Source organism: Mesoterricola sp. JemC181 (genome assembly GCF_055384585.1).
The window spans coordinates 2,710,802-2,734,164 of sequence record NZ_AP045076.1; the positions used below are offsets into that span (position 1 = coordinate 2,710,802).

A 23,363-nucleotide genomic window follows, 5' to 3' on the forward strand; every position below is an offset into this window, starting at 1 on the left:
ATGCCCCACCTCCTCCTCCTCGAAGACGATGCCGACATCCGGCTGGGGCTGGAACAGCATCTCAAGCGGGAGGGCTTCTCCCTGAGCGCCTTCGGCACCGGCCGCGAGGCCCTCCGGTTCATCGCCCAGTCCTCCTCCGGCCAGGCCTCCCGCCTGGACGTGGCCCTGCTGGACCTGACCCTGCCCGACGTGGACGGCCTGGACGTCCTGCGGGCCATCCGCGCCGACGCCAGCTACCGCGCCCTGCCGGTGGTGCTGGTCACCGCCCGCAACGAGGAGATCGACCGGGTGCTCGGCCTGGAGCTGGGGGCCGACGACTACATCTCCAAGCCCTTCTCCAGCCGGGAGCTGGTCGCCCGCATCCGGGCCATCCTCCGCCGGGCCGCCTTCATCGACGCCCCCAGCAAGGTCCAGCAGATGACCTTCGGCCCGATCAGCGTGGACCTGGACATGCACATCGCCCGGGTGAACGGGGAGGCCATGGAACTGACCCGCCGGGAGTTCGAGCTGCTGGCGTATTTCCTCCAGAACCCGCGGCGGGTCCTGAGCCGGGAAAAGATTTTGCAGCAAGTATGGAGTTTGGAATACTTGGGTGAGAGCCGGACGATCGACGCGCACGTGCGGCGGGTGCGGTCGAAGCTGGGGGAGGCTGCGGGCCTCATCGAGACGGTGGTCGGCGTGGGCTACCGGCTGGGAAGCGTGGACGCCTGATCTCCTGCCGCATTTTTCCCCAGCGCCTCTGTGAACCCTCTGCGCCCCAGCGTTTAGTTCTTCTCCATGAATCACTGACTGCTTGGGTGGGCCCCGATCGTCCGGAATCGCACAGAAGGAAATCAAACGCAGAGGCGCGGAGGTTTCGCTGAGGCGCTGGGGGAAACAGATCAGGAATCTGGCCTGCCGTGTGGAAAAACCGGCAATGCGCCCCACTGCCGGCCATTCCGGCTAGGGTACCGGGGCTTCCCAAGGCACAATGGAGACATTGGTCTTTCAGGAGTCCCGATGTCCTTGAACTCACTCATCAGCTGGTTGAAACCCCACGAAATGGTGTTTTTCGACCTGCTCGAAGCCTCCGCCTCCAACCTCGTGGATTCCGCCAAGCATTTCGAGGCCGAGTTCAAGTCCCGCCAGACCCCCGGCGAGTGGGCCGGGATGCGCCGCAAGATGAAGGACCTCGAGCACGTGGGCGACGAGATCACCCACGAGATCGTGGACCGCCTGAACCGAACCTTCATGACCCCCATCGAACGCGAGGACATCCTCCATCTGGCCCACTGCCTCGACGACGTCGTGGACTGCCTGGACGGGGTCTGCGAGCGGCTGGTGCTCTACAAGATCACCGCCGTGATGCCCACGGCCGTCGAGCTGGGGCGGCTCATCGTCGCCGGCGCCGAGGAGATCAAGCCCCTCATCGGCCACCTCCGGAACATGTCCAACGGCAAAGACATCAACAAGCGCATCCAGTACTGCAACGAGCTGGAGAACCAGGCCGACGCCGTCTACCACGCCGCCCTGGCCGAGATCTTCGAGAACCCCAAGGATCCCATCGAGCTCATCAAGTGGAAGGAGATCCTCAGCCTCCTGGAGGACGCCACCGACCGCATCGAGCTCGTCTCGAAGGTCGTGAGCTCAACCGTCATGCGCAACGCCTGAGCGCGCCATGATCCCGACGCTCATCCTCATCGTCGTGATGGCCTGGGCCATCGACTACATCAACGGCTTCCACGACACCGCCAACGCCATCGCCACCGTGGTCTCCACGGGGGTCATGTCCGCCCGCAACGCCATCGTCATGGCGGCCTGCCTCAATTTCGGCGGGGCCCTGCTGGGCACCCACGTGGCCACCACCATCGCCAAGGGGATCGCGGACTCCCAGTTCGTGGTGCCCGAAGTGCTCATCGCGGCCCTCACGGCCGCGATCCTGTGGGACCTCGGCACCTGGTACTTCGGCATCCCCTCCAGCACCAGCCACACCCTCATGGGCGGCCTGGCCGGGGCCGTGGTGGCCCACGCGGGCTTCCGGGCGCTCCACATGACCAAGCTGGAGGAGATCACCCTCTTCATCTTCGTGTCCCCGATGCTGGGCTTCCTCATGGGGGCCATCCTGATCCTGCTCATCCAATGGATCTGCAGGCACACCTCGGGCAGGAAGATCAACAACGCCTTCCGGAAGCTGCAGCTGGTCTCGGCCAGCGCCATGGCCTTCACCCATGGCCAGAACGACGCCCAGAAGGCCATGGGCGTCATCTGCCTCGCCCTCATCATCTACGGGAAGATGACCGTCCTCCCCGGGCACCAGGTGGCCGTGCCCATGTGGGTCAAGCTGGGGTGCGCGGGCATGATGGCCGCGGGCACCGCCAGCGGCGGCCTTCGCATCATCAAGACCATGGGCAGCCGCATCGTCAAGCTGCGGCCCATCCACGGGTTCGCCGCCGAGACCGCCGCGGCCATGGTGCTGTTCACCACCGCCCACTTCGGGATCCCCGTCTCCACCACCCACTCCATCACCGGGGCCATCATGGGCGTCGGGGCCACCATGAACGCCAATGTGGTGCGCTGGGGCGTGGCCGGGAACATCTTCGTGGCCTGGGTGCTGACGATCCCCTGCAGCTTCGGCATCGCCTACGGGACCCTGCGGCTGATCCACCCCCTGTTCGTAAGGTAGAAATCACAGGGAATTAACGGTTCCAATCTAAAGCGGAGACACGGGTCGGGAACACTGGTTCCAAGGATGGAGCCATGACCCTTTTTCCCGCCGCCCTGCTCTTCGTCACCGTGGCCCTGGCCGCACCGCCCCAGGTGGCCCCCGCCGAGCTCATGCCGTTCCTCAAGGTCGTCACGGCCAGCGCCGGTGCGCCCGGGCGCATCGCCTGCCGCGACATGGACCTGTCCATGCAGCTCAAGAAGGGGGGCGTGTCTCCGGACGCCAAGGCCCCGGTGGCCTGGGCGGCCAACGGCGAGCAGCTCAAGGACTACCTGGCCGACGGCAAGCTGGTGGTGGCCGGCGACGCCGCCATGCTCAAGGATGGGGCGGGGATCGCCATCGTCCTCGAGAAGGGCAGGCCCGTCATCCTCGTCAGCCTCAAGAACGTCCAGGCCTCCGGCGTCACCCTGTCGGACGCCCTCCTGAAGATCTCCCGGGTCCGGTAGCCCCATGCCCGCCGTATTAACACCCAAGTTCCACCGCCGCCCCACGCCCGGGACGGCGGGGCGTGAAACTGGAGGCATGGTCCCCCTCGCCTCCCTCTCCCTGGCCACCAGCAGGGCCCGACTGGCCCTCCATGCGGGCGCCCGCAACCATCCGGCCGGCACCGCGGACGGGATGATCGGTCTGGGCGACCAGCTCAGGGCCATCCTCGCGGAAGACCGCCTCAAGCCCCACTTCCAGCCCATCGTGGACCTGGAGACCGGGGCGGTGCTGGCCTTCGAGGGGCTGATCCGGGGTCCCTCGGACACGCTCCTCCACGCTCCGGCCAGCCTGTTCAAGGTGGCCGGCCTCACGAACCAGCTCTACGACCTGGAGTGCGCCTGCTGCAGGACCCTGGTGCGGGCCTATGCGGCCAGCGGGGCCGCCCAGAAGCTGTTCCTGAACATGAGCCCCGGCAGCCTGGCCACGGCGGCCCAGAGCTCCCTCCTGCCCATCCAGGGGCTGGAGGAGCTGGGGGTGCCCCCGGGCCGGATCGTCATCGAGCTCACCGAGGCCCTGCCCATCCACGACCTCGGCATCCTGGTGAAGGCCATCGCCCTGTTCCGGAAGCTGGGCTTCGCCATCGCCCTGGACGACCTGGGGGAGGGCTTCTCCAGCCTGCGCCTGTGGTCGGAGCTGCGCCCGGAGTTCGTGAAGGTCGACATGCACTTCATCCAGGGCGTGAGCCGGGACCCGGTCAAGCTCCAGTTCCTGAAGTCCCTGTGCGACATCGCCTCCAAGACGGGCGCCAAGGTCGTGGGCGAGGGCATCGAGCTGGAGGCGGACCTCGCCGTGGTGCGGGACCTGGGCCTGCACTTCGGCCAGGGCTACCTCCTGGGCCGCCCCGCGCCCCTGCCCCAGGCCGCCGCGGCCCCGGGCCTGTTCCGGCGCCGGGACCCCGACGGCTCCGGCTGGATCCGGGACGGGCGCTCCACGGCGGCCCGGCTCATGGTCGAGGTGCCCGCCCTGGCCCCGGACACCCCCAACGGGAAGGTGGAGAAGCTCTTCCAGGCCGATTCCGACCTGCAGTCCATTCCCGTCGTCCGCGACGGCATCCCCGTGGGCCTGATCAACCGCCACGTGTTCATGGACATGATGTTCAAGCCCTTCTCCCGGGAGCTGTACGGGAAGAAGCCGGTGGAGGCCATCATGAACCGGGACATCCTGGTGCTCGACCACGGCACCAGCCTCCACGAGGTGAGCCGGCTCATCGTGGAGTCCGATCCCCGCCACATCCTCCACGGCTACATCCTCACCCGGAACGGCTTCTACGCCGGAATGGGCAGCGGCCACGACCTCATGCGCGAGATCACGCAGATGCAGATCAAGGCGGCCCGCTACGCCAACCCGCTCACGGGCCTCCCCGGCAACGTCCCCATCAACGAGCACCTGGACGACCTGCTCCACCAGGGCGTCCCCTTCGTGGCGTGCTACTGCGACCTGGACCACTTCAAGCCCTACAACGACGTGCACGGCTACCGGCGCGGCGACGACGTCATCCAGTGGACCGGGGACCTGCTCCGCTCCGTGTGCGAGCCCGACCTGGACTTCGTCGGACACATCGGCGGGGACGACTTCATGATGGTGTTCCGGAGCGCCGACTGGGAGCGGCGCTGCATGAGCCTGCTGGAGGCCTTCGACGCGGGGCTGGCCAGGTTCTTCAGCGAAGGGGAGCTCGAGTCGCGGGGCTACGTGGGCGAGGACCGCTCCCGCCGCCAGGTGGTGCACCCCCTGCTGAGCCTCAGCGTGGGCGCGGTGAAGGCGTGGCCGGGCCAGTTCGCGAACCACCACGAGATCTCCGCCAGCGCGGCCGTCGCCAAGAAGGAGGCCAAGGGCCTGGAGGGCTCCGTCCTCTTCGTGGAACGCCGCCAGCCGCGGCGTTTAACAGGAATGTCCCAGGAATGATCCGGGCCGTTGCCGCCAGGGCGTTCGCCTGTAACGCCCGGACCCCATCCTTGAAGCAGGAGGTGATCCGATGGCAATCCCGCTCACGGAACAACAGCAGCCCCGCTACGACATCCGCCCCCTCACGCCCGCCGACTTCGCCCATCTGCAGCGCCTCGAGCGCGAGATCTGGGAGCAGGACGAGGTGGGCGAGCTCTGCCCCTACTACCAGAGGCTCTGCACGGACTTCTACTCGGACTGGTGCTTCATCGCCATGGACGGCGACCGGCCCGCGGGCTACGTGCTCAACTTCCCCAACGGCAAGGCGGTCTACTGCGCCACCCTGGCCGTGCATCCCGACTACCGGAAGACGCGCGTCAACTACCTCCTGATCCGCGCCATGGTGAAGAAGCTCCTGGCCGAGGACATGGAGTCCTGCCGCTTCCTGGTGGAGCCCGGGAACCACGACGCCCGGTCCATCCACGCGTCCCTGGGCGCGCGCGTGGTGGCGGAGGCGCGGGACTACTACCACCCCGGCGACGTGCGGCTGTGGTCGGTCATCGAGAAGCAGGACATCGACCGCCTCAGGGCGCGGTATTCCCGCCTGAAGCTGGTTTCCTGAAGCGGAGCGCGAATGCACCCTGAAGCTCTGCTCACGGCCCTGCGCACGGGCCTCACCCCCTTCCTGGGCCTGCCCCTCCAGCTGGAGCCCTCCCCCGTGCCCGGCGTCGTGCTGGGAGCCCCCTTCGACGGCGGCGTCCTCAACCGCCCCGGGGCGCGCATGGGGCCCTGGGCCCTGCGGGCGGCCACCCTGGGCCTGGGGCGCGCGGCCATGCCGTTCCGGCTCCAGGGCCACGACCTGGGGGGCCGGACCCTGGCGGCCCTGGACTGGGTGGACGGCGGCAACATCCCCACCCGGCCCTTCAGCATCGCCGAGGCGCTGGGCGCGGTGGAGGAGACGGTCAACGGGTGGGTCGTCGAGGGGGCCCGGACCCTCCTCCTGGGCGGCGACCACCTCATGACCCTGGGCGCCCTGCGCGCCCATGCCCGCAGGCGCGGGCCCCTGGGCCTCCTGCACCTGGACGCCCACCCCGACGCCGGCACGGGCGAGGTCTGGGGGACCGGGCACCACCACGGCACCTGGCTCCGGAGCGCGATCCAGGAAGGCCTGGTGGACCCCCGGCACACGGTGCAGCTGGGGGTCCGCGCCCCCCGCTTCGACAGCGAGGAGATCGTCTTCCTCCTCAACGCCGGCGTGCGCATGTGGACGCCCATGGACCTCAAGGACCCGCGGCTCCTGTCGCAGCTCCAGGGCGACATCGCCCGGGTGGGCCAGGTGCCGGCCTACGTGAGCGTGGACCTGGACGTGCTGGACCCCGCCTTCTGCCCCGCCGTGGCCGAGCCCGTCCCCGGCGGCCTCTCGGTGCTGGACGTCTTCACCCTGCTGGCCTGCCTCCGGAACGTGGCGTGGGTCGGCGCCGACATCATGGAACTGGCCCCCACCCTCCCCGGCGCGGACGACAGCGCCCGGGTGGCGGCCCACATCGCCCTTCAACTGCTCAGCTAGGAGGCGCCCCATGTGGCTCTCGCTGCTCGAACGTCAAGGCACCACCGTAGGTTGGGACGAGCTCGTGACGGGCTACGATTTCGGCCTTCTCAGCCCGCTGGAGATCCAGGACTGGCTCCTGGCCCACGGCCCCCTGGGCCCCATGGCCCTGGCCGCCCTGGAGGCCCGGGAGCTCTTCGAGGCCGCGCTGTGGGAGGCCAGCCGCGAGGCCACGGGCAAGGTGCCCAGGCCCGGCGGCCGCCGCTGGGCCGCGGCCCAGGACCGCTGGCGCGTGGCCCTGCTGCGCGACGTCATGGAGGCCCCCCTCACCGCCGAGGCGCTGGCGGTGGCGGTGGAGACCATCTACGAGAAGGTGGGCTGCCCCGAGGACATGCTGGGCCTCTGGAAGCGCGGCTGCCCCTGGGAGAAGAAGCCTCCCGTGGCGGACCGCTCCGCCATCCTGCGGTTCATCCAGGACCGCAACGGCGTCGGCATCGCCCCGTGAACTACCCCGCCGGCCACCCCGCGCCCGCCCTTCGGCTCCTGGGCGCCCTGGGCGGGGCGGCCCTGGCCAGCGGCGCCATGGGCTGGCGCAGCCGTCCCCAGTGGGCCCTGCACTGCTGGGCCCGCCGGCTCCTGCGCCGCCTGGGGGTGGAGGCCACCCTCGCCGCGCCCGTGCCCGAGGGCGGCCAGCTGTGGGTCTCGAACCACCTCAGCTGGCTGGACCCCGTCGTCTTCCTCAGCCTGCGCCCCAGCGGGGCCCTGGCCAAGGCCGAGGTTGCAGCCTATCCCCTCATCGGTTCCGGGGCCCGCAAGGCGGGCCTGCGCTTCGTGGACCGCGACAGCCTCTTCAGCCGCGCCGCCGCCCTCAAGACGTTGCGCCGGGACCTGCGGGGCGGCCTGCCCTTCCTCCTCTTCCCCGAAGGCACCACCACCGCCGGGGACCTCGCACCCCTGCGCGAAGGCGGCCTGCGCATGGCCTACCGCCTGGGCATCCCGGTGCTGCCGTTCCGCCTGGCGGGCGCCGATCCGCACTACCCCTGGGTGGGCGACGCGACGCTGCTGCCGCACCTGCAGGGCCTGGCCCGGGCCAGGCGCACGCGGATCACGGTGCTGCCGGGGGAGGTCCTGGAGCCCGCCGCCTTTGCCAGCGAGGACGGGTTCGTGGATTCCATCCGCCGCCACCTGAACGGGGATTGTTGCCCTTTCCCCCCTGGACCTGGTCGAGGGCCTGTCGCCCGCGGTTGAGGTGACCCTGGTGGTGGGCAGCCAGGACCGGACGACTCCCCCAAGGCTCAGTGAATCGTTCCAGGCGGCTGCCGTGAAACTCGGCCAGAAGGTGCGGCTGGTCCGTCTGGCGAATCGAGGGCACGACTTCTTTCTGGATCCCCTGGTGCTTGCCGAGTTGAACCGGTTGATCGAGCGTGCACGTCCACCCGGTCATTGACCAGGAAGGCAAAGAACCTGGGCGCGGCCCATATAGCATGGGAGAAGGAGAACCCGCCCATGCAGCCTGACGACCCCAAGCCAGCCACACTCGTTGTGAGGGTCGTCCTGGCCATCAGCTTCTGCCACTTCCTCAACGATATGATGCAGTCGCTCATCCCGGCCATGTATCCCATCCTGAAGAGTTCCTTCCAACTGAGTTTTTCCCAGGTGGGGCTCATCGCCCTTACGGGCCAGCTCACGGCCTCCCTGCTGCAACCGGTGGTGGGGCTGGTGACGGACCGCCGGCCCCAGCCCTTCTCCCTGCCGGTGGGGATGGGGTTCACCCTGGGGGGGCTCCTGCTGCTCGCCCGGGCCCCCTCCTTCGGCCTGATCCTGGTGGCGGTGGCCCTCATGGGGATGGGTTCCGCGGTCCTGCACCCGGAGTCCAGCCGGGTGGCGCGCATGGCTTCGGGCGGGCGGCACGGCCTGGCCCAGAGCCTCTTCCAGGTCGGCGGCAACGCCGGCGGCGCCCTGGGGCCCCTGCTGGCAGCCTTCTTCATCCTTCCCCGGGGCCGGACCAGCATCGCCTGGTTCGCCCTGGCGGCCCTCCTGGCCATGGGGGTGCTCCTCAAGGTGGGAGGCTGGTACCGCCGCAGGGCCCAGGGGCACCTGGCATCGGCCGGGTCCCATCCCCCTTCCCCGCTGGGCCGGCGCAAGGTGGCGGCCTCCCTGGCCATCCTCATGGCCCTCATCTTCTCCAAGTACTTCTATCTGGCCAGCCTCACCAGCTACTACACCTTCTATCTCATGAGCCGCTTCCATGTTTCGGTGCAGAACGCGCAGATCCATCTCTTCGTGTTCCTGGGCGCCGTGGCCTCGGGCACCGTGGCGGGGGGGCCCGTGGGGGACCGCATCGGCCGCAAATACGTGATCTGGGTGTCCATCCTGGGCATCCTGCCCTTCACCCTCCTGCTGCCGCGGGCGAACCTCTTCTGGACCGGGGTGCTTTCGGTGGTCATCGGACTGGTGCTGGCCTCGGCCTTCTCGGCCATCCTCGTCTACGCCCAGGAGCTGGTGCCGGGGCGGGTGGGGACCATCTCGGGACTCTTTTTCGGATTCGCCTTCGGCATGGGCGGCATCGGCGCGGCCCTGCTGGGGCGCCTGGCGGATCTCACGGATATCTTCTTCGTGTACAAGGTCTGTTCCTTCCTGCCACTCATCGGCCTCCTGGCCTGGTTCCTGCCCGACCTCGAAAAGCGCTCCATGGCGGTGCACCGGGGTGTTCCGGCCGAACCCGAGGCTGTCGCCGGAAACTGACCGGGACCGATTCAAGCGACTGCCCTGCCGCAGGTGCGGGGGATGGACAGGCTCCTATGAGAATGTTCAACGGCGAGCGACGTGGCCCAGATCAGGTCGTCCGGCTGGGTGGGGTCCTGCCGCCCGCGGCGGCTTCCAGGTCCCGCAGCGGCTGCAGCCCGGGATCCCTGCGCGCCACCCCCGCCATCAGCTTTTTCGCGGCCGCCCGCAGCGCCGCGGCCCGGGCCGGAAGCAGGTCCGCCCCCAGCAGCTGGCCCCGGGCCAGGGCCAGGTCCGTTTCCCACCCGGGGAACCGGTTCAGGGTCCGGGCCCGCTCCAGCCGCGCCAGGGCCGAGGAGAGGGCCTGTTCCGGCGAGGTGTGCTGGGATGCGAGCCAACGGGCTTCCACCAGGGCGAGGAGGCCCGCCTGGAGGGGGTTGTCGTAGAACGTCGGATCCTGGGCCTCGCCCTTCACACAGGCGGCCTCCCCCTCCCGCACGAAGGGCATGGGGTTCCGGCCCGCCTTCAGCTCCTGCTCGGCCATCACCCGCGCCGCCAGGGCGCAGGTGCCGTACCCGAGGCTGGCCTTGGGGTCCAGGAGCACCGTGCGGCGGGCGAAGTCCAGGGCACGGGCCAGGGTCGGGCCCGAAGGCCGCCCGGTCTCCAGCTCCCACTGGCCGAGCCGTGCCGTGTAATAGGCTGCGTTGTTCAGGAGTGGCTGGTCCCGGGGGTTGATGGCCATGGCCTTCCCGAAGGCTTCCAGGGACCGGCTGAACCAGGGGCCGGGGTCACGCCCGTGATCCAGGAGATACTCGGCCTCGGCTCCCGCCAGGCCGCCCACCCAGTCGTGGTTGCTGGCCAGGCCCGGCTGCAGTTCCACCAGCTTCGCACCCAGGGCGAGGCCCGCCTCCACCGTGGCCCGGGGGTCCCTGCCCTTGCGCCGGGCGTCGTCGGCGGCCACGAAGCAGAGCAGGATGTGGCCGCGCAGGACCGTGGTGTTGCCCGGCTCCAGGTCGGCGGCCCGCTGGAAGTGGGCCGAGGCGCCCTGGATCCAGGGGTCCGGATCGCCCCCGTGGTACCGGATGTACTCGGCGTTGGAGCGCTGGAGGGCCGCCATCACGATCAGGGGGCCCGTGCCGGGATCGGTCAGCGCCGCCCTGCGGGCGGCCTCCAGGGCCTTGCCGTTGGCCTCCATGGGCGACTGCCCCCGGTGCCGGAGGGCCTCGGCCCAGGTGCTCCAGATCTGCGCCAGCACGAGCTGGGTGCCGGAGGCGGTGGGGTCGCAGACCAGGGCCTGGTCCACCCGGGCCAGGGCCTCGTCCAGACGGGACCGGTCCAGGGTTCCGGTGCGCTGGTGGGCAAGCTTCAGTGCCAGCACGCAGCGGCGCGCCTCCGCCAGGTAGAGTTCCCGATGGCTCCGGGCGATGGTCAGGGCGGTTCCGAAGGCGTCCGCCGCATGCGCCGCGGCCGCGGCCGCCTCCTGCGCGAGTCCGCGCTGGAAGGCCGTCTCGGCCTCGTCCAGGGCGGCGTCGCCCATGAGCTTGTGCGCTTCGAACAAGGCCGGGTCCGCGTCCAGGGCCTCCCGGGCCAGGCGCGCCGCATCCCCGTTGCGCCCTTCATAATAGGCGAGCAGGCCCTTCAGGTAGGGTTCGTCCCCGGCCAGGCGGATGTACTCCAGGGCCGGATCCCGGAATTTCCGCTCCAGCTCCAGCCTCAAGGCCGTGCGGGCGTCCCCGATGGGCTCGCGCTCGGCCTCTTCCAGGCCCCGGCGGTAGAGCTCCCCCAAGGCGGACCCCAGCGCCTGCGCCACCTGCGGCCCGCGGGCACCCAGCTGCCAGGCGCGCAGCAGTTCGCGCCGGGCCTCCGGGTATTCGCCCAGCACCAGGTGACCCCGCCCCAGGGCATAGGCGCCCGGCGCCTCCGCCAGACCCGGCTGGGCGGCCATTTCGGCCCGGATGGCCCCCATGGCCCGCCTCACCCGGGCCAGGTCCCGGCCGAGGTCATGGCAGGGGAGGAGATGGGCCAGGCGCAGGGACCACTCCAGGTCCTTCACCTGCTCCCCGAACCGGCGGGCCAGCTCCGTCTGGGCCCGGGCCCTGAGGGTGGTGCGCACGTTCCAGGCGGAGGCGGTCGCACCCAGCAACGCGGCCAGGGCGAGGACGAGGGTGGCCACCTTGTGCTTGCGGGCCTTCTTGCCCACCAGGTAGAACAGCGAGGGCGCCCGGGCCAGGATGGGCTCGCCCTGGCTGAACCGGCCCAGGTCCTCGGCCAGGAGGCGGGCGCTGGCGTACCGCCGGTCCGGTTCCTTCTCCAGGCACTTGTGCACGATGACGGCCAGGTCCTGCGGCAGGTCCGGCACCAGCGTCCGCAGGCCGGGCGCCTCGTCCCCGGACAGGGCGACCAGGGTCTGGGCGGCGCTGGGTCCCCGGAAGGGGGGACGGTTGGCAAGCAGGAAGAAGAAGGTGGCGCCCAAGGCGTAGACGTCGGCCCGGGCGTCGATGCGCCCGGAGACGCCCATGGCCTGCTCCGGAGCCATGTACGCCGGGGTGCCCAGCACCTGCTCATCGATGGTGAGGGACCCCCCCTCCTGTTCCCGGGCCAGCCCGAAGTCCATCAGGAAGGGCGTCACGCCTTCGGGGCGGTCCTCCAGCATGATATTGGAAGGCTTGATATCCCGGTGGATGAGCCCGGCCTGGTGGGCGGCCTCCAGGGCGCCTGCGGCCAGGGTGATGATCCGGACCTTGTCGCGGAGGTCCAGGCCCGGCCCCCGCTGGGCCAGGTTGCCGCCTTCGACGTACTGCATGGCGATGAAGGGGACCCCCTCGAAGTGGCCCACTTCGTAGACCTTGCAGATGTTCGGGTGGTCCACCCGCGCCTGGGCCCGGGCTTCCTGCTCGAAGCGGGCCAGGATCTGGGGATCCTGGTTCCTGACCAGCTTGAGGGCCACGATCCGGTGGAGGGAGGCGTCGTAGGCCTGGTAGACCCGCCCCATGCCGCCCTCCCCCAGCAGCGGGCCCAGGACGAAGCGCCCCACCTGGCGCCCCGGTTGATCTTCGGCCTGTCCAAGCCACTCGGGCAGGGTCAGGGGGCGTTCCGCCACGGTGTCCGCGAGGGTGGGTTCGTCATGGGAGGACTGCGGAGGAAGTCCGGCACCGGTCCACGCCAACGTCGGTTCCAGCCATCCAGGCGAGGAGCTCTTCGGCTTGTCCGCACTTCCCATTCAGGCATCCCAACGATGCCTTCAGTCTACCTTGGATTTTCCGTCCGCCCGGGCCAGGCTCCCGAGATACTCCGGGAGCTGGACGATCTGCTCGATCTTCCCGGTCATGGGGAGGTTGGCGGCGGCCTTGGCGTCGCCGTTGCATCTGGCCACCAGGTCCTGGTACCTTCCGACCTGCCGCGAACGGGCCAAAGAATCCCGCCCCGGACGGAGCGGGATCCGGCCGGAGTGCGGCTCCTAGAAGGTGTACCCGGCCACCAGGGCCACCATCGGCATGCTGTATTTGAAGGAGCCGACGCTGTTGCCGACCGTGATGTCCGCCTTGAAGGTCGAGGCGCGGTAGGTCAGTTCCACGCTCCAGTGGGAATTGAACTGGTAGCCGGCGTAGAGGCCGTAGGCCAGGGCATCCGAAGAACGGCCATGCTTGTAGTAGCCTCCCCCGAGCAGGGGCAGTTCCAGCTCCACGTGGCTGGAACCGAAGGCCAGGCCGCCGCCCGCATAGAAGCCTTTGCCGGTCGTCCCGTCGACGTAGTAGAGGTAGTCCGCCCCCAACGTTCCAAGCGTGGAGGTCACCTCGGCCCGCGGCCCGTTGACCACCTTCCCGACCGGAGTGTTGAACGAGCTGGGGGTGCCCTTGGCGGAGGTGCCGTCCAGCCGTGCGCGGAGGGCGTGGCCGCCGCCCAGGTCCCAGCGGCCGAAGAGGACCAGCTGGGCTCCGGTGTTTCCGTCCGTGAGGAGCTTCATGTCCCCTTGGGGGAAGGCGGGCCCGAGCTGCACGCCGCCGGTGAAGTCCGCGGCGGAAAGGGAGGTGGCACCGAGGATGAGGGTCGAAAGGACGAGCGACTTCATGACGTTGGCTCCAGGGCGGCCGGGATTGGCCGGGATGGCACCCTGAAGATAATAAATTAATAATTTAATGTCAAGCGGCATATCAATAGCTGCCAAGTGATATTGCAGATACCACTCGCCAGTGCAGGCCGATTTCAATTAATCATTTAATAATTGACCCTAGTCGACGGTAAAGGAGTCCATGAACACCCGGAGCCTGGGATCGTCCGCACGCTCCACGGTGGCCTGGGCGTGGTGCAGGCGGCCCCGCTTGAGGATCACGATGCCCTCAACCCGGGCCGTGGGGTTGGCCTGGGCCCGGTACTGGAAACCGGGGCCGCGGTCCGGCGGCAGATCCGTACGCTCGATGGCGCCGCCCAGGCGCTTGGCCAGGAAGCCCTGGTAGGTGGCGAGCGCGGCGGGGATGGTGTCCCCGCCCTGGGTGCCGGGGGGGAGGTTGCCCACGTCCACCCGGAAGTTCAGGTCCATGCGGCCGGGGGGCGTGTAGGCGAAGCTGTGCCACTGGATGATGCCGAAGGGCGTGTCCTCCGGGTAGATGGCCATCCGGGGTTCGCCGGGGAAGGTGGCGTGGACCCGCAGGTTCGGCTGGTCGAAGGCGTAGGGCTTGTCCCGGACGCAGCCCAGGAGAAGAACCGCGCAGACCAGGGGCAGGACCGTCCGGGCATTCACAATCCCGGCCCTCAGCGGCTGTAGCGCCGGAGCATCCGCATGTTCCGCCGGTAGGCCGCGCCCCGGGTGAAGTTGATGGCGACGGGCTTGGGAAAGCGGGTGATCGAACTGGCGAGGCTGATGAAGGTGCGGACGGTCTGGGCGGCCACGCGGCCTTGGCGGGCGGCGTTGTCGTAGTAGACCATCAGGGCGCTGCGCATGATGGACTTCGGGAGGTTGAAGAGGCCATAGGATTCCAGGACATCGTGGTTGATGCGGCGCGTGCCGTCGTTCTCCGTGACGATCAGGTCTTCCGGCTTGATCTCCTGTCGCATTCCTGAATCTCCTACCCTGGTATCGGCTGGGCTTGCGTTCAACCTAAGCGTAATTCGCCCAGGCTTCAATAAGAATTAATACCTACTGCGGATGATCCAGGAAGGTGAGGTCGGGGTTCTTCTCCTTGGTGGTGCGGCGCTGCCAGTCGTTCTCGAAGAGGATGGCGGGGTTGCCGTCGGCATCCTCGACCAGCTCCCCCCAGAACCGGCTGGGCTCGGGCCAGCCGCCCTGGAGCCACCGGGCCATCTGGAAGCTGCGGGGCTCCATGATCACCGGGCAGGCGTACTCGGTCTTGAGGCGGTGCTGGAGCACGTCGAACTGCAGGCGGCCCACGGCGCCCAGGATGGGCAGGGGCGCGCCGCCCCGGGGCCAGAACACCTGCACCACGCCCTCCTCGGCAATCTGCTGCACGCCCTTCAGGAAGCCCTTGCGGGCCCCGGGATCCGCCAGGCGAACGGAGACGAACTGCTCGGGGGAAAAGCGCGGCACGGCGTGGAACTCCACGGGGCCCGCGGCGCTCAGCACGTCCCCGATGCGGAACATGCCGGGGTTGATCAGACCCAGGATGTCCCCGGGGAAGGCCTCGTCCACGATGACCCGCTCGCGGCCGAAGAACATGTGGGGGTAGTTGAGCTTGATGCTCTTGGCGCCGCGCACGTGGAGGGCGTCCATGCCCCGCTCGAAGCGGCCCGAGACGATGCGGGCGAAGGCCACCCGGTCCCGGTGGGCCTTGTTCATGTTGGCCTGCACCTTGAAGACGAAGGCCGTGAAGGGGGCGTCCACCGGCACTTCGCCGCCGTCCATGAGGGGGCGGGCGTGGGGCGCCGGGGCCATGGCGAGGAACTCCTCCAGGAATTCGGCCACGCCGAAGTTGTTCAGGGCGCTGCCGAAGAAGAGCGGCGACTGCCGCCCGGCGAGGAATTCCTCCATGTCGAAGGGGGGCAGCACGTGGTCCATGAGGTCCACGTCGTCGCGCAGCTGCTGGAGCTCGGCGGGGGTGAGCAGGGCCTTGATCTCGGGGTCGTCCAGGCCCCCTTCCCCGGCCACCCGGGCCTTGCGGCCGGCCTTGGTCCGCTCGAACACCTGGATCTGGCCGGTGGCGCGCACATAGACGCCCTTGAAGTCCGTGCCCGAACCGATGGGCCAGGTCATGGGCACGGCGTGCAGGCCGAAGAGCTCCTCCACCTCGTCGATGAGTTCCACCGGCTCCCGCCCGGGGCGGTCCAGTTTGTTCACGAAGGTGAAAATCGGCAGGGCCCGCTCACGGGCCACGCGGAAGAGCTTCTTGGTCTGCTCTTCCACGCCCTTGGCGCAGTCCAGGAGCATCACGACGCTGTCGGCTGCGGTCAGGGCGCGGTAGGTGTCCTCGCTGAAGTCCTGGTGGCCGGGGGTGTCCAGGAGGTTGATGACGTGGTCCTGGTACTCGAACTGCATGGCGGCGGAGGTGACGGAGATGCCGCGCTCCTGCTCGATCTCCATCCAGTCGCTCTGGGCGTGGCCCGCCCCTTCGCGGCCCTTGACGCTGCCGGCTCGGTCGATGGCGCCGCTGTAGAGCAGGAGTTTTTCCGTGAGGGTGGTCTTGCCCGCGTCGGGGTGGCTGATGATGGCGAAGGTGCGCCGGCGCTTGATTTCTTCGTTCAGATGCATGGGTTCCGTCACAAAAAGGGAGCGGCGCCGGGTTGGCGGCGGCCGCTCACCTTCATTCTACCCGCGATGACCTGCCTGGAATCGGCAGGTGCGCCTTGCTTTTTTGAAATTCATGCCATACTTCCATACTGTCAAACAGTCTTGGGCCACAAGGATTGCGCATGGTAATTACCGACATGGAAATCCGTGATTATCGGCCCGGAACCCGCGCGGCGGTCTGGGAGATCCAGGAATTCCGCGGCCGGGCGGGCCTGGAGCGGCTGGAGGAGGACTGGCGCCGCATCTGGGCAGGCCTGCCGCTGCGCACCAGTTTCATGTCCTTCGAGGCCTGCGCGGCCCACGTGGACCACATCATGGGGGACCCGGACCAGCTCCGGTGCCTCGCGCTGGGCGACGGCCGGGAGGTGCGGGGCATCTGCCTGCTGGAACCGCGGATGGACGTGCGCCTGGGCATGCCGGTGCCGACGTGGGGCGTGCTATGGCTCAAGCACAGCCACCAGGCCGATGTGCTCTGCACCGACGACGAGGCGCGCCGGCGCTTCCTCCCGGCCCTGGCGGCCCATGTCCGGCGGGAGCCGGAGGGCCGGCCCCTGCTGGTCATGGGTCCGCTGCCATCCGGATCCCCCTTCTGGGAGGGCCTGCGCAGCCTGGGTCCCCCCTGCCTGGATCCCAAGGAGAGCGTGCGATTCATGGACTGCGGCAGCCCCTACGGAGATCTGCTGGCGGGCCTGTCCGGAAATTTCCGCCACAACCTGAACACCGCCCGGAAGCGGCTGGCAGGCCTTGCCGACGTCCACTTCGTCATCGCCCGCGAACCGCGGGAGCTGGAGCGGGAATTCAGCACCTTCCTGGAGGTGGAGGCCTCCAGTTGGAAAGGCGCCGCCGGCACCGCCGTGAAGTTCCGCCGCAGGCAGCCCGCATTCTTCGCGGCCCTGGCCGGAACGCTGCGGGGGGAGACCGACCGGTTCGAAATCCACGCGCTGTACGCCGAAGGACGCTGCCTGGCCTCGATCCTGGGCACCCGGACGGGGGCGGTCTTCTCGGCCCTCAAGACCGCCTACGATCCCGCCTTCGCCCGGGTTTCCTCCGGGCAGGTGCTCCTCGCGCGCGTCATCGAGCTCTGCTGCGCGGACCCTGGGATCCAGCGCCTCGACCTGGTGAGCGATGCGCCGTGGCTGCGCGGGTGGCGCACGGAGCAGGTGACGCTGCAACTGGCGTACGTGGGCACCGGAGGCTGGCGGGGCCGGCTGCTCACCGCCCTGCTCAAGCTGCGGTTCGGCCCGGTGCGCAGGTTGGCGCGCTGGCTGCGGGAACGGAAGGCGCTCAGCCGAATTCCGCTGTGAGCAGGTCGCGAACCTTCCCCCGCTCGCCCCGTTCCACATCCACCAGCTCCAGGTCCGCGATGGCCTCCAGGCGCTCCCGCCGGTCCAGGAAGCGGGACGGGTTCCGGGGATCCCGTCCTTCGCGGTAGGTGCTGGGCCGGAAGTCGGCCACGGGGTCGCCCACCCGCAAGCCGCCCAGGTGGTCCTTCCGCACGAAGAAGGCGTTCAGGCCCGCCTTGTTGGACCCCACGAAGGCGTAGCCCTTGCTTTCCGCCAGCAGGCACAGGGCCCGAAGCGAGGCCCCCCAGTAGGCGTGGCTGCCGTCCCAGACGCGGCCGGCGTCGTAGGGCACGGTCACGGCGCGGTGGGCGCCGAAGAGGTTGTTGTATTCGCACACCACGATGACCGGGGCCACCACGTCGATGGCCTCCCAGACCCAGTAGTCGTTCCCGTCGATGTCCACGCTGAGCAGGCCGATCGGCCCTTCCAGCCCCCCTCCGCGGATGAGGTCGTTGATGTTCTCCCTGGAGATCCAGGCGGCGACGGGGTTCAGGGTGTGCCGGGGGAACAGGGGACTGGCCCTGATGCGTTCCACATTCCGGGGCGAGCCGTCGATGACCAGGCCCGACCAGCCGTCGTTCTGCATGAGGAAGCGGGTGTTGCTCTGCTGGTAGTCCTCCACCCCGAATTCCACGAAGGTCCGCTCGCGCACGCCCGTCTTGGCCACCAGGAACTGGAGGATGCCGTCCTCCCCCCACTGGGAGAAGCACCTGAACTCGGCGTCCTGGATGTTGGCGTCCACGGGAAGCGCCACGACCATCCGGGCCGCCGTGTTCCCCTGGAGGGCGAGCTGCTGCTCCGACGTGATCCACATGGCTTCCACCATGTTCCGGACGCTCCGGGCGGAACGGTAGCCGCGCGCCTTCAGGAAGTGGCGCATCCTGCGTTCGCATTCCTTCACCCAACCCATGCCGACTCCTGTAGTAACGGTTATCGCAAGCTTGCGGGGCCGACCGGAATTTGCCAACATTTATCTTCACCCCGATTCTTGAGGAATCCATGGAAATCCGGCGCGCCGCCAAGGCGGACCTTCCCTCCATCACGGCCCTGGCGGCCGGTTTCAGGGACCACCTCGGCCGGTCCGGACCCAGCGACGCCCAGTTCGCCGAGAGCATCGCCCGGCTCCTGGATTCGGAGGACGCGGAGTTCTGCCTCGGCCAGGAAGGGCAGGTCCCGGTCGGCTACGTCCTGCTTCGGTACCGCCATTCCATGTGGGCCGGAGGCACCGAAGCCACCCTCGAGGACCTGTTCGTGGACCCCGCGGCCCGCAGGGCCGGGGCCGGCAGGGCCCTGGTGGAAGCCGCCCTGGGCATGGCCCGCGAGCGGTCCTGCGCCTCGGTGTGCCTGGACACGAACGAGAACAACGCCGCCTCCACGGCCATCTACGCGAAACTCGGGTTCAACGCCTTCTCGAAGCGCTGGAACGGCAGGCAGGTCTTCTACCGGTTGAATTTCTAGAAGCCCGGCTTCGTCATCGCACGTGTCCCGGATCTCCAGCCCGGTTCGTTGACGCAGGCAAGCTGCGTCAACGGCAAGCTCTCGCCTTGGGATTCCGCGAAAGTGTTGGCACACTCCGGCTTCGACGAACGTTTTGGACCAACATGGAAGGGCGGCTCCCCGGGTGGGCCTAGGGCCCTTCGATACGCTTCAAGGGTTGCGGGGTGGAAGACGGGTCGCGCCGACGCTGGCAAGCAAAGGGCTTTCGCCAGTTCCCATTCCGCGGTCCGGCCAGGGTCCAGGCCGAGTGGATCCCGGTCCGCACCGCCCATGACCTCCCGCAATGGGCCCGGGCCTTTGCCTCGGGAACCACGGTTCCATGGGAGGCCTGGTTGAGCCGATCAGCGTCGGCGCCCCCCCCTCTTCCTGCCATGACCCACTCGCAGCGCGCCCCGGAGGCAATAGGCACGTCGGCAGGGCCCCCTGACCCCATGCCCTGGACCGACAGCGAAGCCGGCAAGCGGAACCCGGCCCCCCGTCTCCTTCGGAATCCAACGAGGCCGGCTTGTCCGGCCGAGTACCCGGGGCGAAGATCCGGGACACGTGCGATTCCATTGCCGGGCCCCTAGTGTAGGCCGCCAGAAATACCTGTAACGCCAATACAGCTCGTCGCATCCAGGCGGCAGGTGAGAACTTTGGCGCAAGTGGGGCGAGTTGATCTAACTGTGGAGCAATTCAGACGCCTTGAGGAAATGGCGCGGAGCCGGACCTTGCCTGCGCGCAGCGTCCTGCGGGCCAAGATTGTTCTTCATCGAGCTTCTGGCGAGTCCTTTCGTGACATCGGCCAGGCTTTGGGCTGTGATCATCGGACTGCTTGGCAATGCCTCAAGCGATGGGAGGAAGCGGGCTTCGATGGCCTCGAGAGGGAACGCCCAGGTCGAGGCCGGAAGTCTTGGGTGATTGCTTTGAAGGGGCAAGAGGTGCTCCATAAGACGACGCAGGAACAGCCCGTCAATGCCACGCACTGGAGCCGGGCCTCCATGGCGCAGGCCACCGGGGTGAGCGAGAGCACGGTGGGACGCATTTGGCGTCAGAATGGCCTCAAGCCGCACCGCACCGTTGGTTTCAAGTTAAGCAACGATCCTCATTTCGAAGAGAAGTTGGTGGACATCGTGGCCCTGTATCTGGACCCTCCGGAGCATGCCATCGTGCTGAGCGTAGATGAGAAGAGCCAGATTCAGGCCCTGGACCGGACTCAGCCTGGCCTACCGATGAAGAAGGGTCGCTGCGGCACCATGACGCACGACTACAAGCGCAATGGAACGACCACCCTCTTTGCGGCCATGAACACGCTGGATGGTACGGTGATCTCGGCCACGATGCCACGTCATCGCCATGAGGAGTGGCTGAAGTTCCTCAAGCGGCTTGAGCGGGGTACGTCGAAGCGACTCGCTCTGCACATCATTTGCGACAACTACGCCACCCACAAACATCCGGCGGTCAAAAGCTGGTTGAAAGGCCATTCGAGGGTCCACGTTCACTTCACCCCCAGCAGTTCATCGTGGTTGAACATGGTGGAGCGATTTTTCCGGGACATCGCGGAGAACCGCATCCGAAGGGGTATTTTCAGATCCGTCCCGGAACTCGAAGCAGCGATCCACACCTATATCGCGAGACACAATGCCGCTCCGAAACCATTTGTTTGGACCGCGTCCGCGAACGATATCCTCGCCAAGGTGACACGAGCACGGCAGGCCCTCGCGGCCATTCGGACGGCCTCTGCCAAGGGTTGACGGCGAACCTGCCTTTTTCTTTTCCTCGGTATCCTCGGCCTCCTCGGCGCCTCGGCGATGGCTTTCTCAAGTATCAGTCGGCGCAAAGATTACATGCGCCGAAGCACCCGTCGAAAAGCCCATCGCCGAGGCGCCGAGGAGGCCGAGGATACCGAGGAAAGAATTCTGGCCTGAACGTCCCGGCGTGATTGAGCGCACTCCTGACCCGAAGGAGGAAGTCATGGGTCGGCATTGGGGCGAAGATTGGGGCGACAACTATCCCCATCGAGATATCACCGAAGCCATCATCCTCGCTGCCATCAGGGTGCAGATAGTTCTGGGGCCTGGACTCCTGGAAAATGCCTACAAGGCTTGCCTCGCCCATGAACTCAGGTTGGCCGGACACGAGGCCCTACGCGAGGTTCACCTCGACATCACCTACAAGGAATTGTGCGTCGAGAATGCCTACATCATGGATATCGTGGTGGACCACAAGGTGGTCGTCGAGGCGAAGGCCATTGCGAAGTTTTCGGATGCCGACTTCGCCCAACTGAATAGCTGCCTCCACTTTGCAAATTTCGAAGTGGGCCTGCTGATCAATTTTCATAACTGGCCCCTCAAGGACGGGGGCATCAAGCGACTCGTCAACACCAAGCCCTGAACTGGACCCGAGGCGAAGGGGGGGGACAAGGTGTTACCTGTTCTTCTGGCGGCCTACACTAGGAGCCTGTCTACGTAATGGGAGGCCCCGCGACGGCGCCCAGAAGCGTGATTATCGAGCGCAAGGCCCGCAGGAGGATTAGGTCAATCCTTCAAGGGACTTGCACACGATAAGCGCGCTTCTGGGCGCCGCCCTTCGGGTGATGGCAGCGGGGCCAGCAACTCTGCGTCAGGCTCGTCAACCGCAGTCCCGCTGCGGCTTTCCTCGCCTTCCTTAATTTGCTAGCCCCGGTGCCGTCATCGCGGGGCCTCCTATTGCGTAGACAGGCTCCTAGTACTCCGTCGCGTAGTCCCCGGCCTTGACGTTTCTCTGGAACGGCAGGAACGGCGCGGCGCCGCAGGTCTGGGCGATCCATTCGGCCACCCGGATGCCGTCCACGGCGGCCGAGGTGATGCCCCCGGCGAAGCCGGCGCCTTCGCCGCAGGGGTAGAGACCCGGGTGGCTCACGCTCTGGCCGTCCTCGCCCCGGATCATCTGCACCGGGCTGCTGGTGCGGCTCTCGATGGCCAGCAGCAGGGCCTGGCGGCTGGCGAAGCCGTGGATCTTCTTGTCGAAGTCGGGGATGGCGCCCCGCAGTTGCTCCTGGACGAAGTCCGGCAGGCAGGTGCCGACGTCGGCGGGCACGGCGAAGGGGCGGAAGCTGGTGGGGGGCAGGTTTCCCGAGGCCCGGCCCTTGAGGAAGTCCTGGACGCTCGTGGCGGGCGCGCCGTAGGTCTCGCCCGCGGCGCGGAAGGCGGCCTGCTCCCACTTGCGCTGGAAGTACATGCCGGCCAGCAGGTGGTCCGAGCCGAAGTCGGCGGTGTTCACCTTGGCCACCAGGCCCGAGTTGGCGAAGCCCGAGTCGCGCCGGGCATTGCTCATGCCGTTGACCACCACGCCGCCGGGCTCCGAGGCGCACTGGATCACCTCGCCGCCGGGGCACATGCAGAAGGAATAGGCGGCCCGGGCGGGGCCGAAGTTGCACACCACCTTGTAGTCGGCCGGCGCCAGGCTGGGGTGGCCCTTGGAGGGGCCGTACTGGGACTGGTCGATGAGCACCTGGGGATGCTCGACCCGCACCCCCATGGCGAAGGCCTTCTGGCGCATGGCCACGCCGTGGCGGTGGAGCATCTCGAAGGTGTCCCGGGCGCTGTGGCCGGGGGCCAGGACGATGGCCTCGCAGGCGATCTCCTCCCCGCTGTCCAGCACCGCCGCGGCCACGGCCCCGTCCCGGAAGCGGATGTCCGCGAGCCGGGCGCGGAACCGGTACCGCGCGCCCCGGGCCTCGGCCTCCTTGCGGATGAGGACCGAGCACTTGCGGATGACGTCGGTGCCCACGTGGGGGCGGGCCAGGTAGAGCACTTTAGGGTTGGCTCCGAACTTCACGAATGTCTCGATTACGAAACGGATCGCCGGGTGCCCGATGCGGGTGGTGAGCTTGCCGTCCGAGAAGGTGCCCGCGCCGCCCTCCCCGAACTGGGCGTTGGCGTTGGGGTCCAGCACGGCCTCGTTCCAGAGGCCGGCCACGGCCCGCACGCGCTCGCTCATGGGCGCGCCCCGCTCCAGCACGACGGGCTCGATGCCGTAGTCCAGGAGCCGCAGGGCGCAGAAGGTCCCGGCGGGGCCACTGCCCACCACCACCACCCTCGGCCTTCGCTCCACGGGGGGCACGGCCCAGGCCACGGGCCGGGGCGCGGCGTCGAGCTGGGCGCCCCTGGGCAGGGACAGGTCCGCGAGGTCGCGCCCGGTATCGAAGGCCAGGGCCGCCAGGAACCGGATGGAGCCCTTGTGGCGGGCGTCGAGGCTCAGGCGCTCCAGCACGGGCTCCAGGTAGTCCGAGGGCCGGCCCCCGAGGAGGGCGGCCAGGGTCTCCTGGAGGGGGTTCTTCTCCTCGCCGAGCGCCAGGGGGAGGTTCGAGATGAGGTATCGCATGGCGCTCCTCGGCGTAGGGGATTCTTCGGAATCAAGGCCGGAACGAGGATTATACGATCCGGGGCCCCGGCGTCATAATGAAGTTCAACCCGTTGACGGCGA

General features: G+C 68.3%; 22 protein-coding genes. 14 read left to right on the plus strand and 8 right to left on the minus strand.

Going from position 1 to position 23,363, the window contains the following annotated elements; all coding sequences use genetic code 11:
- The 10 genes from ACZ5MC_RS11900 to ACZ5MC_RS11945 all read left to right on the plus strand — a co-directional run bounded on the left by ACZ5MC_RS11900 (position 1) and on the right by ACZ5MC_RS11945 (position 9,359).
- Complete coding sequence (locus ACZ5MC_RS11900) at positions 1-711, plus strand: response regulator transcription factor (RefSeq protein WP_306600643.1); 711 nt, start codon at positions 1-3, stop codon at positions 709-711.
- Positions 712-999: 288 nt separating this feature from the next.
- Positions 1,000-1,650 carry a DUF47 domain-containing protein gene (locus ACZ5MC_RS11905; RefSeq protein WP_306600644.1) on the plus strand — a complete coding sequence of 217 codons (651 nt, stop codon included), beginning with the start codon at positions 1,000-1,002 and terminating at the stop codon, positions 1,648-1,650.
- 7 nt (positions 1,651-1,657) lie between these two features.
- On the plus strand, positions 1,658-2,662 hold the full coding sequence (locus tag ACZ5MC_RS11910) for an inorganic phosphate transporter (RefSeq protein WP_306600645.1): 1,005 nt from the start codon (positions 1,658-1,660) through the stop codon (positions 2,660-2,662).
- Positions 2,663-2,736: 74 nt separating this feature from the next.
- On the plus strand, positions 2,737-3,147 hold the full coding sequence (locus ACZ5MC_RS11915) for a YfiR family protein (RefSeq protein ID WP_464515910.1): 411 nt from the start codon (positions 2,737-2,739) through the stop codon (positions 3,145-3,147).
- Between the two features lie 76 nt (positions 3,148-3,223).
- Entirely contained in the window at positions 3,224-5,089 is a 1,866-nt protein-coding gene (locus ACZ5MC_RS11920) for a GGDEF domain-containing protein (protein WP_464515911.1), read from the plus strand.
- 70 nt (positions 5,090-5,159) lie between these two features.
- A complete protein-coding gene (locus ACZ5MC_RS11925; protein WP_464515912.1) occupies positions 5,160-5,690 on the plus strand; it encodes a GNAT family N-acetyltransferase in 531 nt (176 codons plus the stop codon).
- A 12-nt stretch (positions 5,691-5,702) separates the two neighbouring features.
- A complete protein-coding gene (locus tag ACZ5MC_RS11930) occupies positions 5,703-6,635 on the plus strand; it encodes an arginase family protein (protein WP_464515913.1) in 933 nt (310 codons plus the stop codon).
- Between the two features lie 10 nt (positions 6,636-6,645).
- Positions 6,646-7,119: a hypothetical protein gene (locus ACZ5MC_RS11935; RefSeq protein ID WP_306600650.1), complete on the plus strand. Its 474-nt coding sequence runs from the start codon at positions 6,646-6,648 to the stop codon at positions 7,117-7,119.
- Positions 7,116-7,862 (plus strand): lysophospholipid acyltransferase family protein, encoded by a 747-nt coding sequence (locus ACZ5MC_RS11940; protein WP_306600651.1) that lies wholly within the window; start codon positions 7,116-7,118, stop codon positions 7,860-7,862. The genes ACZ5MC_RS11935 and ACZ5MC_RS11940 overlap by 4 nt, the downstream gene beginning before the upstream one ends.
- 258 nt (positions 7,863-8,120) lie before the next feature.
- The gene (locus ACZ5MC_RS11945; protein ID WP_464515914.1) at positions 8,121-9,359 is read left to right on the plus strand and encodes an MFS transporter; all 1,239 of its coding nucleotides are present in this window, start codon (positions 8,121-8,123) and stop codon (positions 9,357-9,359) included.
- Positions 9,360-9,450: 91 nt separating this feature from the next.
- On the opposite strand, the gene ACZ5MC_RS11950 is transcribed toward ACZ5MC_RS11945, so the two are convergent.
- The 6 genes from ACZ5MC_RS11950 to ACZ5MC_RS11975 all read right to left on the minus strand — a co-directional run bounded on the left by ACZ5MC_RS11950 (position 9,451) and on the right by ACZ5MC_RS11975 (position 16,038).
- On the minus strand, positions 9,451-12,504 hold the full coding sequence (locus ACZ5MC_RS11950) for a serine/threonine-protein kinase (protein WP_464515915.1): 3,054 nt from the start codon (positions 12,502-12,504) through the stop codon (positions 9,451-9,453).
- 75 nt (positions 12,505-12,579) lie between these two features.
- Entirely contained in the window at positions 12,580-12,711 is a 132-nt protein-coding gene (locus ACZ5MC_RS11955; RefSeq protein ID WP_464515916.1) for a hypothetical protein, read from the minus strand.
- Between the two features lie 84 nt (positions 12,712-12,795).
- Positions 12,796-13,407 carry an outer membrane protein gene (locus ACZ5MC_RS11960; RefSeq protein WP_306600655.1) on the minus strand — a complete coding sequence of 204 codons (612 nt, stop codon included), beginning with the start codon at positions 13,405-13,407 and terminating at the stop codon, positions 12,796-12,798.
- 159 nt (positions 13,408-13,566) lie between these two features.
- Positions 13,567-14,076, minus strand: a complete 510-nt coding sequence (locus ACZ5MC_RS11965; protein WP_306600656.1) for a hypothetical protein — start codon at positions 14,074-14,076, stop codon at positions 13,567-13,569.
- 11 nt (positions 14,077-14,087) lie between these two features.
- Positions 14,088-14,390 (minus strand): hypothetical protein, encoded by a 303-nt coding sequence (locus ACZ5MC_RS11970; protein WP_306600657.1) that lies wholly within the window; start codon positions 14,388-14,390, stop codon positions 14,088-14,090.
- A gap of 82 nt (positions 14,391-14,472) precedes the next feature.
- Positions 14,473-16,038 (minus strand): peptide chain release factor 3, encoded by a 1,566-nt coding sequence (locus ACZ5MC_RS11975; RefSeq protein ID WP_306600658.1) that lies wholly within the window; start codon positions 16,036-16,038, stop codon positions 14,473-14,475.
- Between the two features lie 161 nt (positions 16,039-16,199).
- Between ACZ5MC_RS11975 and ACZ5MC_RS11980 the strand changes: the two genes are divergently transcribed.
- Entirely contained in the window at positions 16,200-17,381 is a 1,182-nt protein-coding gene (locus ACZ5MC_RS11980; RefSeq protein WP_464515917.1) for a GNAT family N-acetyltransferase, read from the plus strand.
- Here ACZ5MC_RS11980 and ACZ5MC_RS11985 read toward each other — a convergent pair.
- Positions 17,362-18,330, minus strand: a complete 969-nt coding sequence (locus ACZ5MC_RS11985; RefSeq protein ID WP_306600660.1) for a hypothetical protein — start codon at positions 18,328-18,330, stop codon at positions 17,362-17,364. The two genes, ACZ5MC_RS11980 and ACZ5MC_RS11985, sit on opposite strands and share 20 nt — an antisense overlap.
- A gap of 89 nt (positions 18,331-18,419) precedes the next feature.
- Here ACZ5MC_RS11985 and ACZ5MC_RS11990 point away from each other — a divergent pair, with 89 nt between their 5' ends.
- From ACZ5MC_RS11990 to ACZ5MC_RS12000, 3 genes are all read left to right on the plus strand, one after another.
- Positions 18,420-18,878: a GNAT family N-acetyltransferase gene (locus ACZ5MC_RS11990; RefSeq protein WP_464515918.1), complete on the plus strand. Its 459-nt coding sequence runs from the start codon at positions 18,420-18,422 to the stop codon at positions 18,876-18,878.
- 731 nt (positions 18,879-19,609) lie between these two features.
- Positions 19,610-20,650: an IS630 family transposase gene (locus tag ACZ5MC_RS11995; RefSeq protein ID WP_464515919.1), complete on the plus strand. Its 1,041-nt coding sequence runs from the start codon at positions 19,610-19,612 to the stop codon at positions 20,648-20,650.
- 220 nt (positions 20,651-20,870) lie between these two features.
- Positions 20,871-21,290, plus strand: a complete 420-nt coding sequence (locus tag ACZ5MC_RS12000) for a GxxExxY protein (protein WP_306598196.1) — start codon at positions 20,871-20,873, stop codon at positions 21,288-21,290.
- Positions 21,291-21,620: 330 nt separating this feature from the next.
- On the opposite strand, the gene ACZ5MC_RS12005 is transcribed toward ACZ5MC_RS12000, so the two are convergent.
- Positions 21,621-23,261 carry an NAD(P)/FAD-dependent oxidoreductase gene (locus ACZ5MC_RS12005; protein ID WP_464515920.1) on the minus strand — a complete coding sequence of 547 codons (1,641 nt, stop codon included), beginning with the start codon at positions 23,259-23,261 and terminating at the stop codon, positions 21,621-21,623.
- Positions 23,262-23,363: the final 102 nt, after the last annotated feature.

Excerpts from the sequence above, each read along its gene's own strand:
- ACZ5MC_RS11900 (WP_306600643.1), top strand. The coding sequence starts at position 1 with ATGCCCCACCTCCTCCTCCTCGAAGACGATGCCGACATCCGGCTGGGG.
- ACZ5MC_RS11905 (WP_306600644.1), top strand. The coding sequence starts at position 1,000 with ATGTCCTTGAACTCACTCATCAGCTGGTTGAAACCCCACGAAATGGTG.
- ACZ5MC_RS11910 (WP_306600645.1), top strand. The coding sequence starts at position 1,658 with ATGATCCCGACGCTCATCCTCATCGTCGTGATGGCCTGGGCCATCGAC.
- ACZ5MC_RS11915 (WP_464515910.1), top strand. The coding sequence starts at position 2,737 with ATGACCCTTTTTCCCGCCGCCCTGCTCTTCGTCACCGTGGCCCTGGCC.
- ACZ5MC_RS11920 (WP_464515911.1), top strand. The coding sequence starts at position 3,224 with ATGGTCCCCCTCGCCTCCCTCTCCCTGGCCACCAGCAGGGCCCGACTG.
- ACZ5MC_RS11925 (WP_464515912.1), top strand. The coding sequence starts at position 5,160 with ATGGCAATCCCGCTCACGGAACAACAGCAGCCCCGCTACGACATCCGC.
- ACZ5MC_RS11930 (WP_464515913.1), top strand. The coding sequence starts at position 5,703 with ATGCACCCTGAAGCTCTGCTCACGGCCCTGCGCACGGGCCTCACCCCC.
- ACZ5MC_RS11935 (WP_306600650.1), top strand. The coding sequence starts at position 6,646 with ATGTGGCTCTCGCTGCTCGAACGTCAAGGCACCACCGTAGGTTGGGAC.
- ACZ5MC_RS11945 (WP_464515914.1), top strand. The coding sequence starts at position 8,121 with ATGCAGCCTGACGACCCCAAGCCAGCCACACTCGTTGTGAGGGTCGTC.
- ACZ5MC_RS11960 (WP_306600655.1), bottom strand. The coding sequence starts at position 13,407 with ATGAAGTCGCTCGTCCTTTCGACCCTCATCCTCGGTGCCACCTCCCTT.
- ACZ5MC_RS11970 (WP_306600657.1), bottom strand. The coding sequence starts at position 14,390 with ATGCGACAGGAGATCAAGCCGGAAGACCTGATCGTCACGGAGAACGAC.
- ACZ5MC_RS11975 (WP_306600658.1), bottom strand. The coding sequence starts at position 16,038 with ATGCATCTGAACGAAGAAATCAAGCGCCGGCGCACCTTCGCCATCATC.
- ACZ5MC_RS11980 (WP_464515917.1), top strand. The coding sequence starts at position 16,200 with ATGGTAATTACCGACATGGAAATCCGTGATTATCGGCCCGGAACCCGC.
- ACZ5MC_RS11985 (WP_306600660.1), bottom strand. The coding sequence starts at position 18,330 with ATGGGTTGGGTGAAGGAATGCGAACGCAGGATGCGCCACTTCCTGAAG.
- ACZ5MC_RS11990 (WP_464515918.1), top strand. The coding sequence starts at position 18,420 with ATGGAAATCCGGCGCGCCGCCAAGGCGGACCTTCCCTCCATCACGGCC.
- ACZ5MC_RS11995 (WP_464515919.1), top strand. The coding sequence starts at position 19,610 with ATGGCGCGGAGCCGGACCTTGCCTGCGCGCAGCGTCCTGCGGGCCAAG.
- ACZ5MC_RS12000 (WP_306598196.1), top strand. The coding sequence starts at position 20,871 with ATGGGTCGGCATTGGGGCGAAGATTGGGGCGACAACTATCCCCATCGA.
- ACZ5MC_RS12005 (WP_464515920.1), bottom strand. The coding sequence starts at position 23,261 with ATGCGATACCTCATCTCGAACCTCCCCCTGGCGCTCGGCGAGGAGAAG.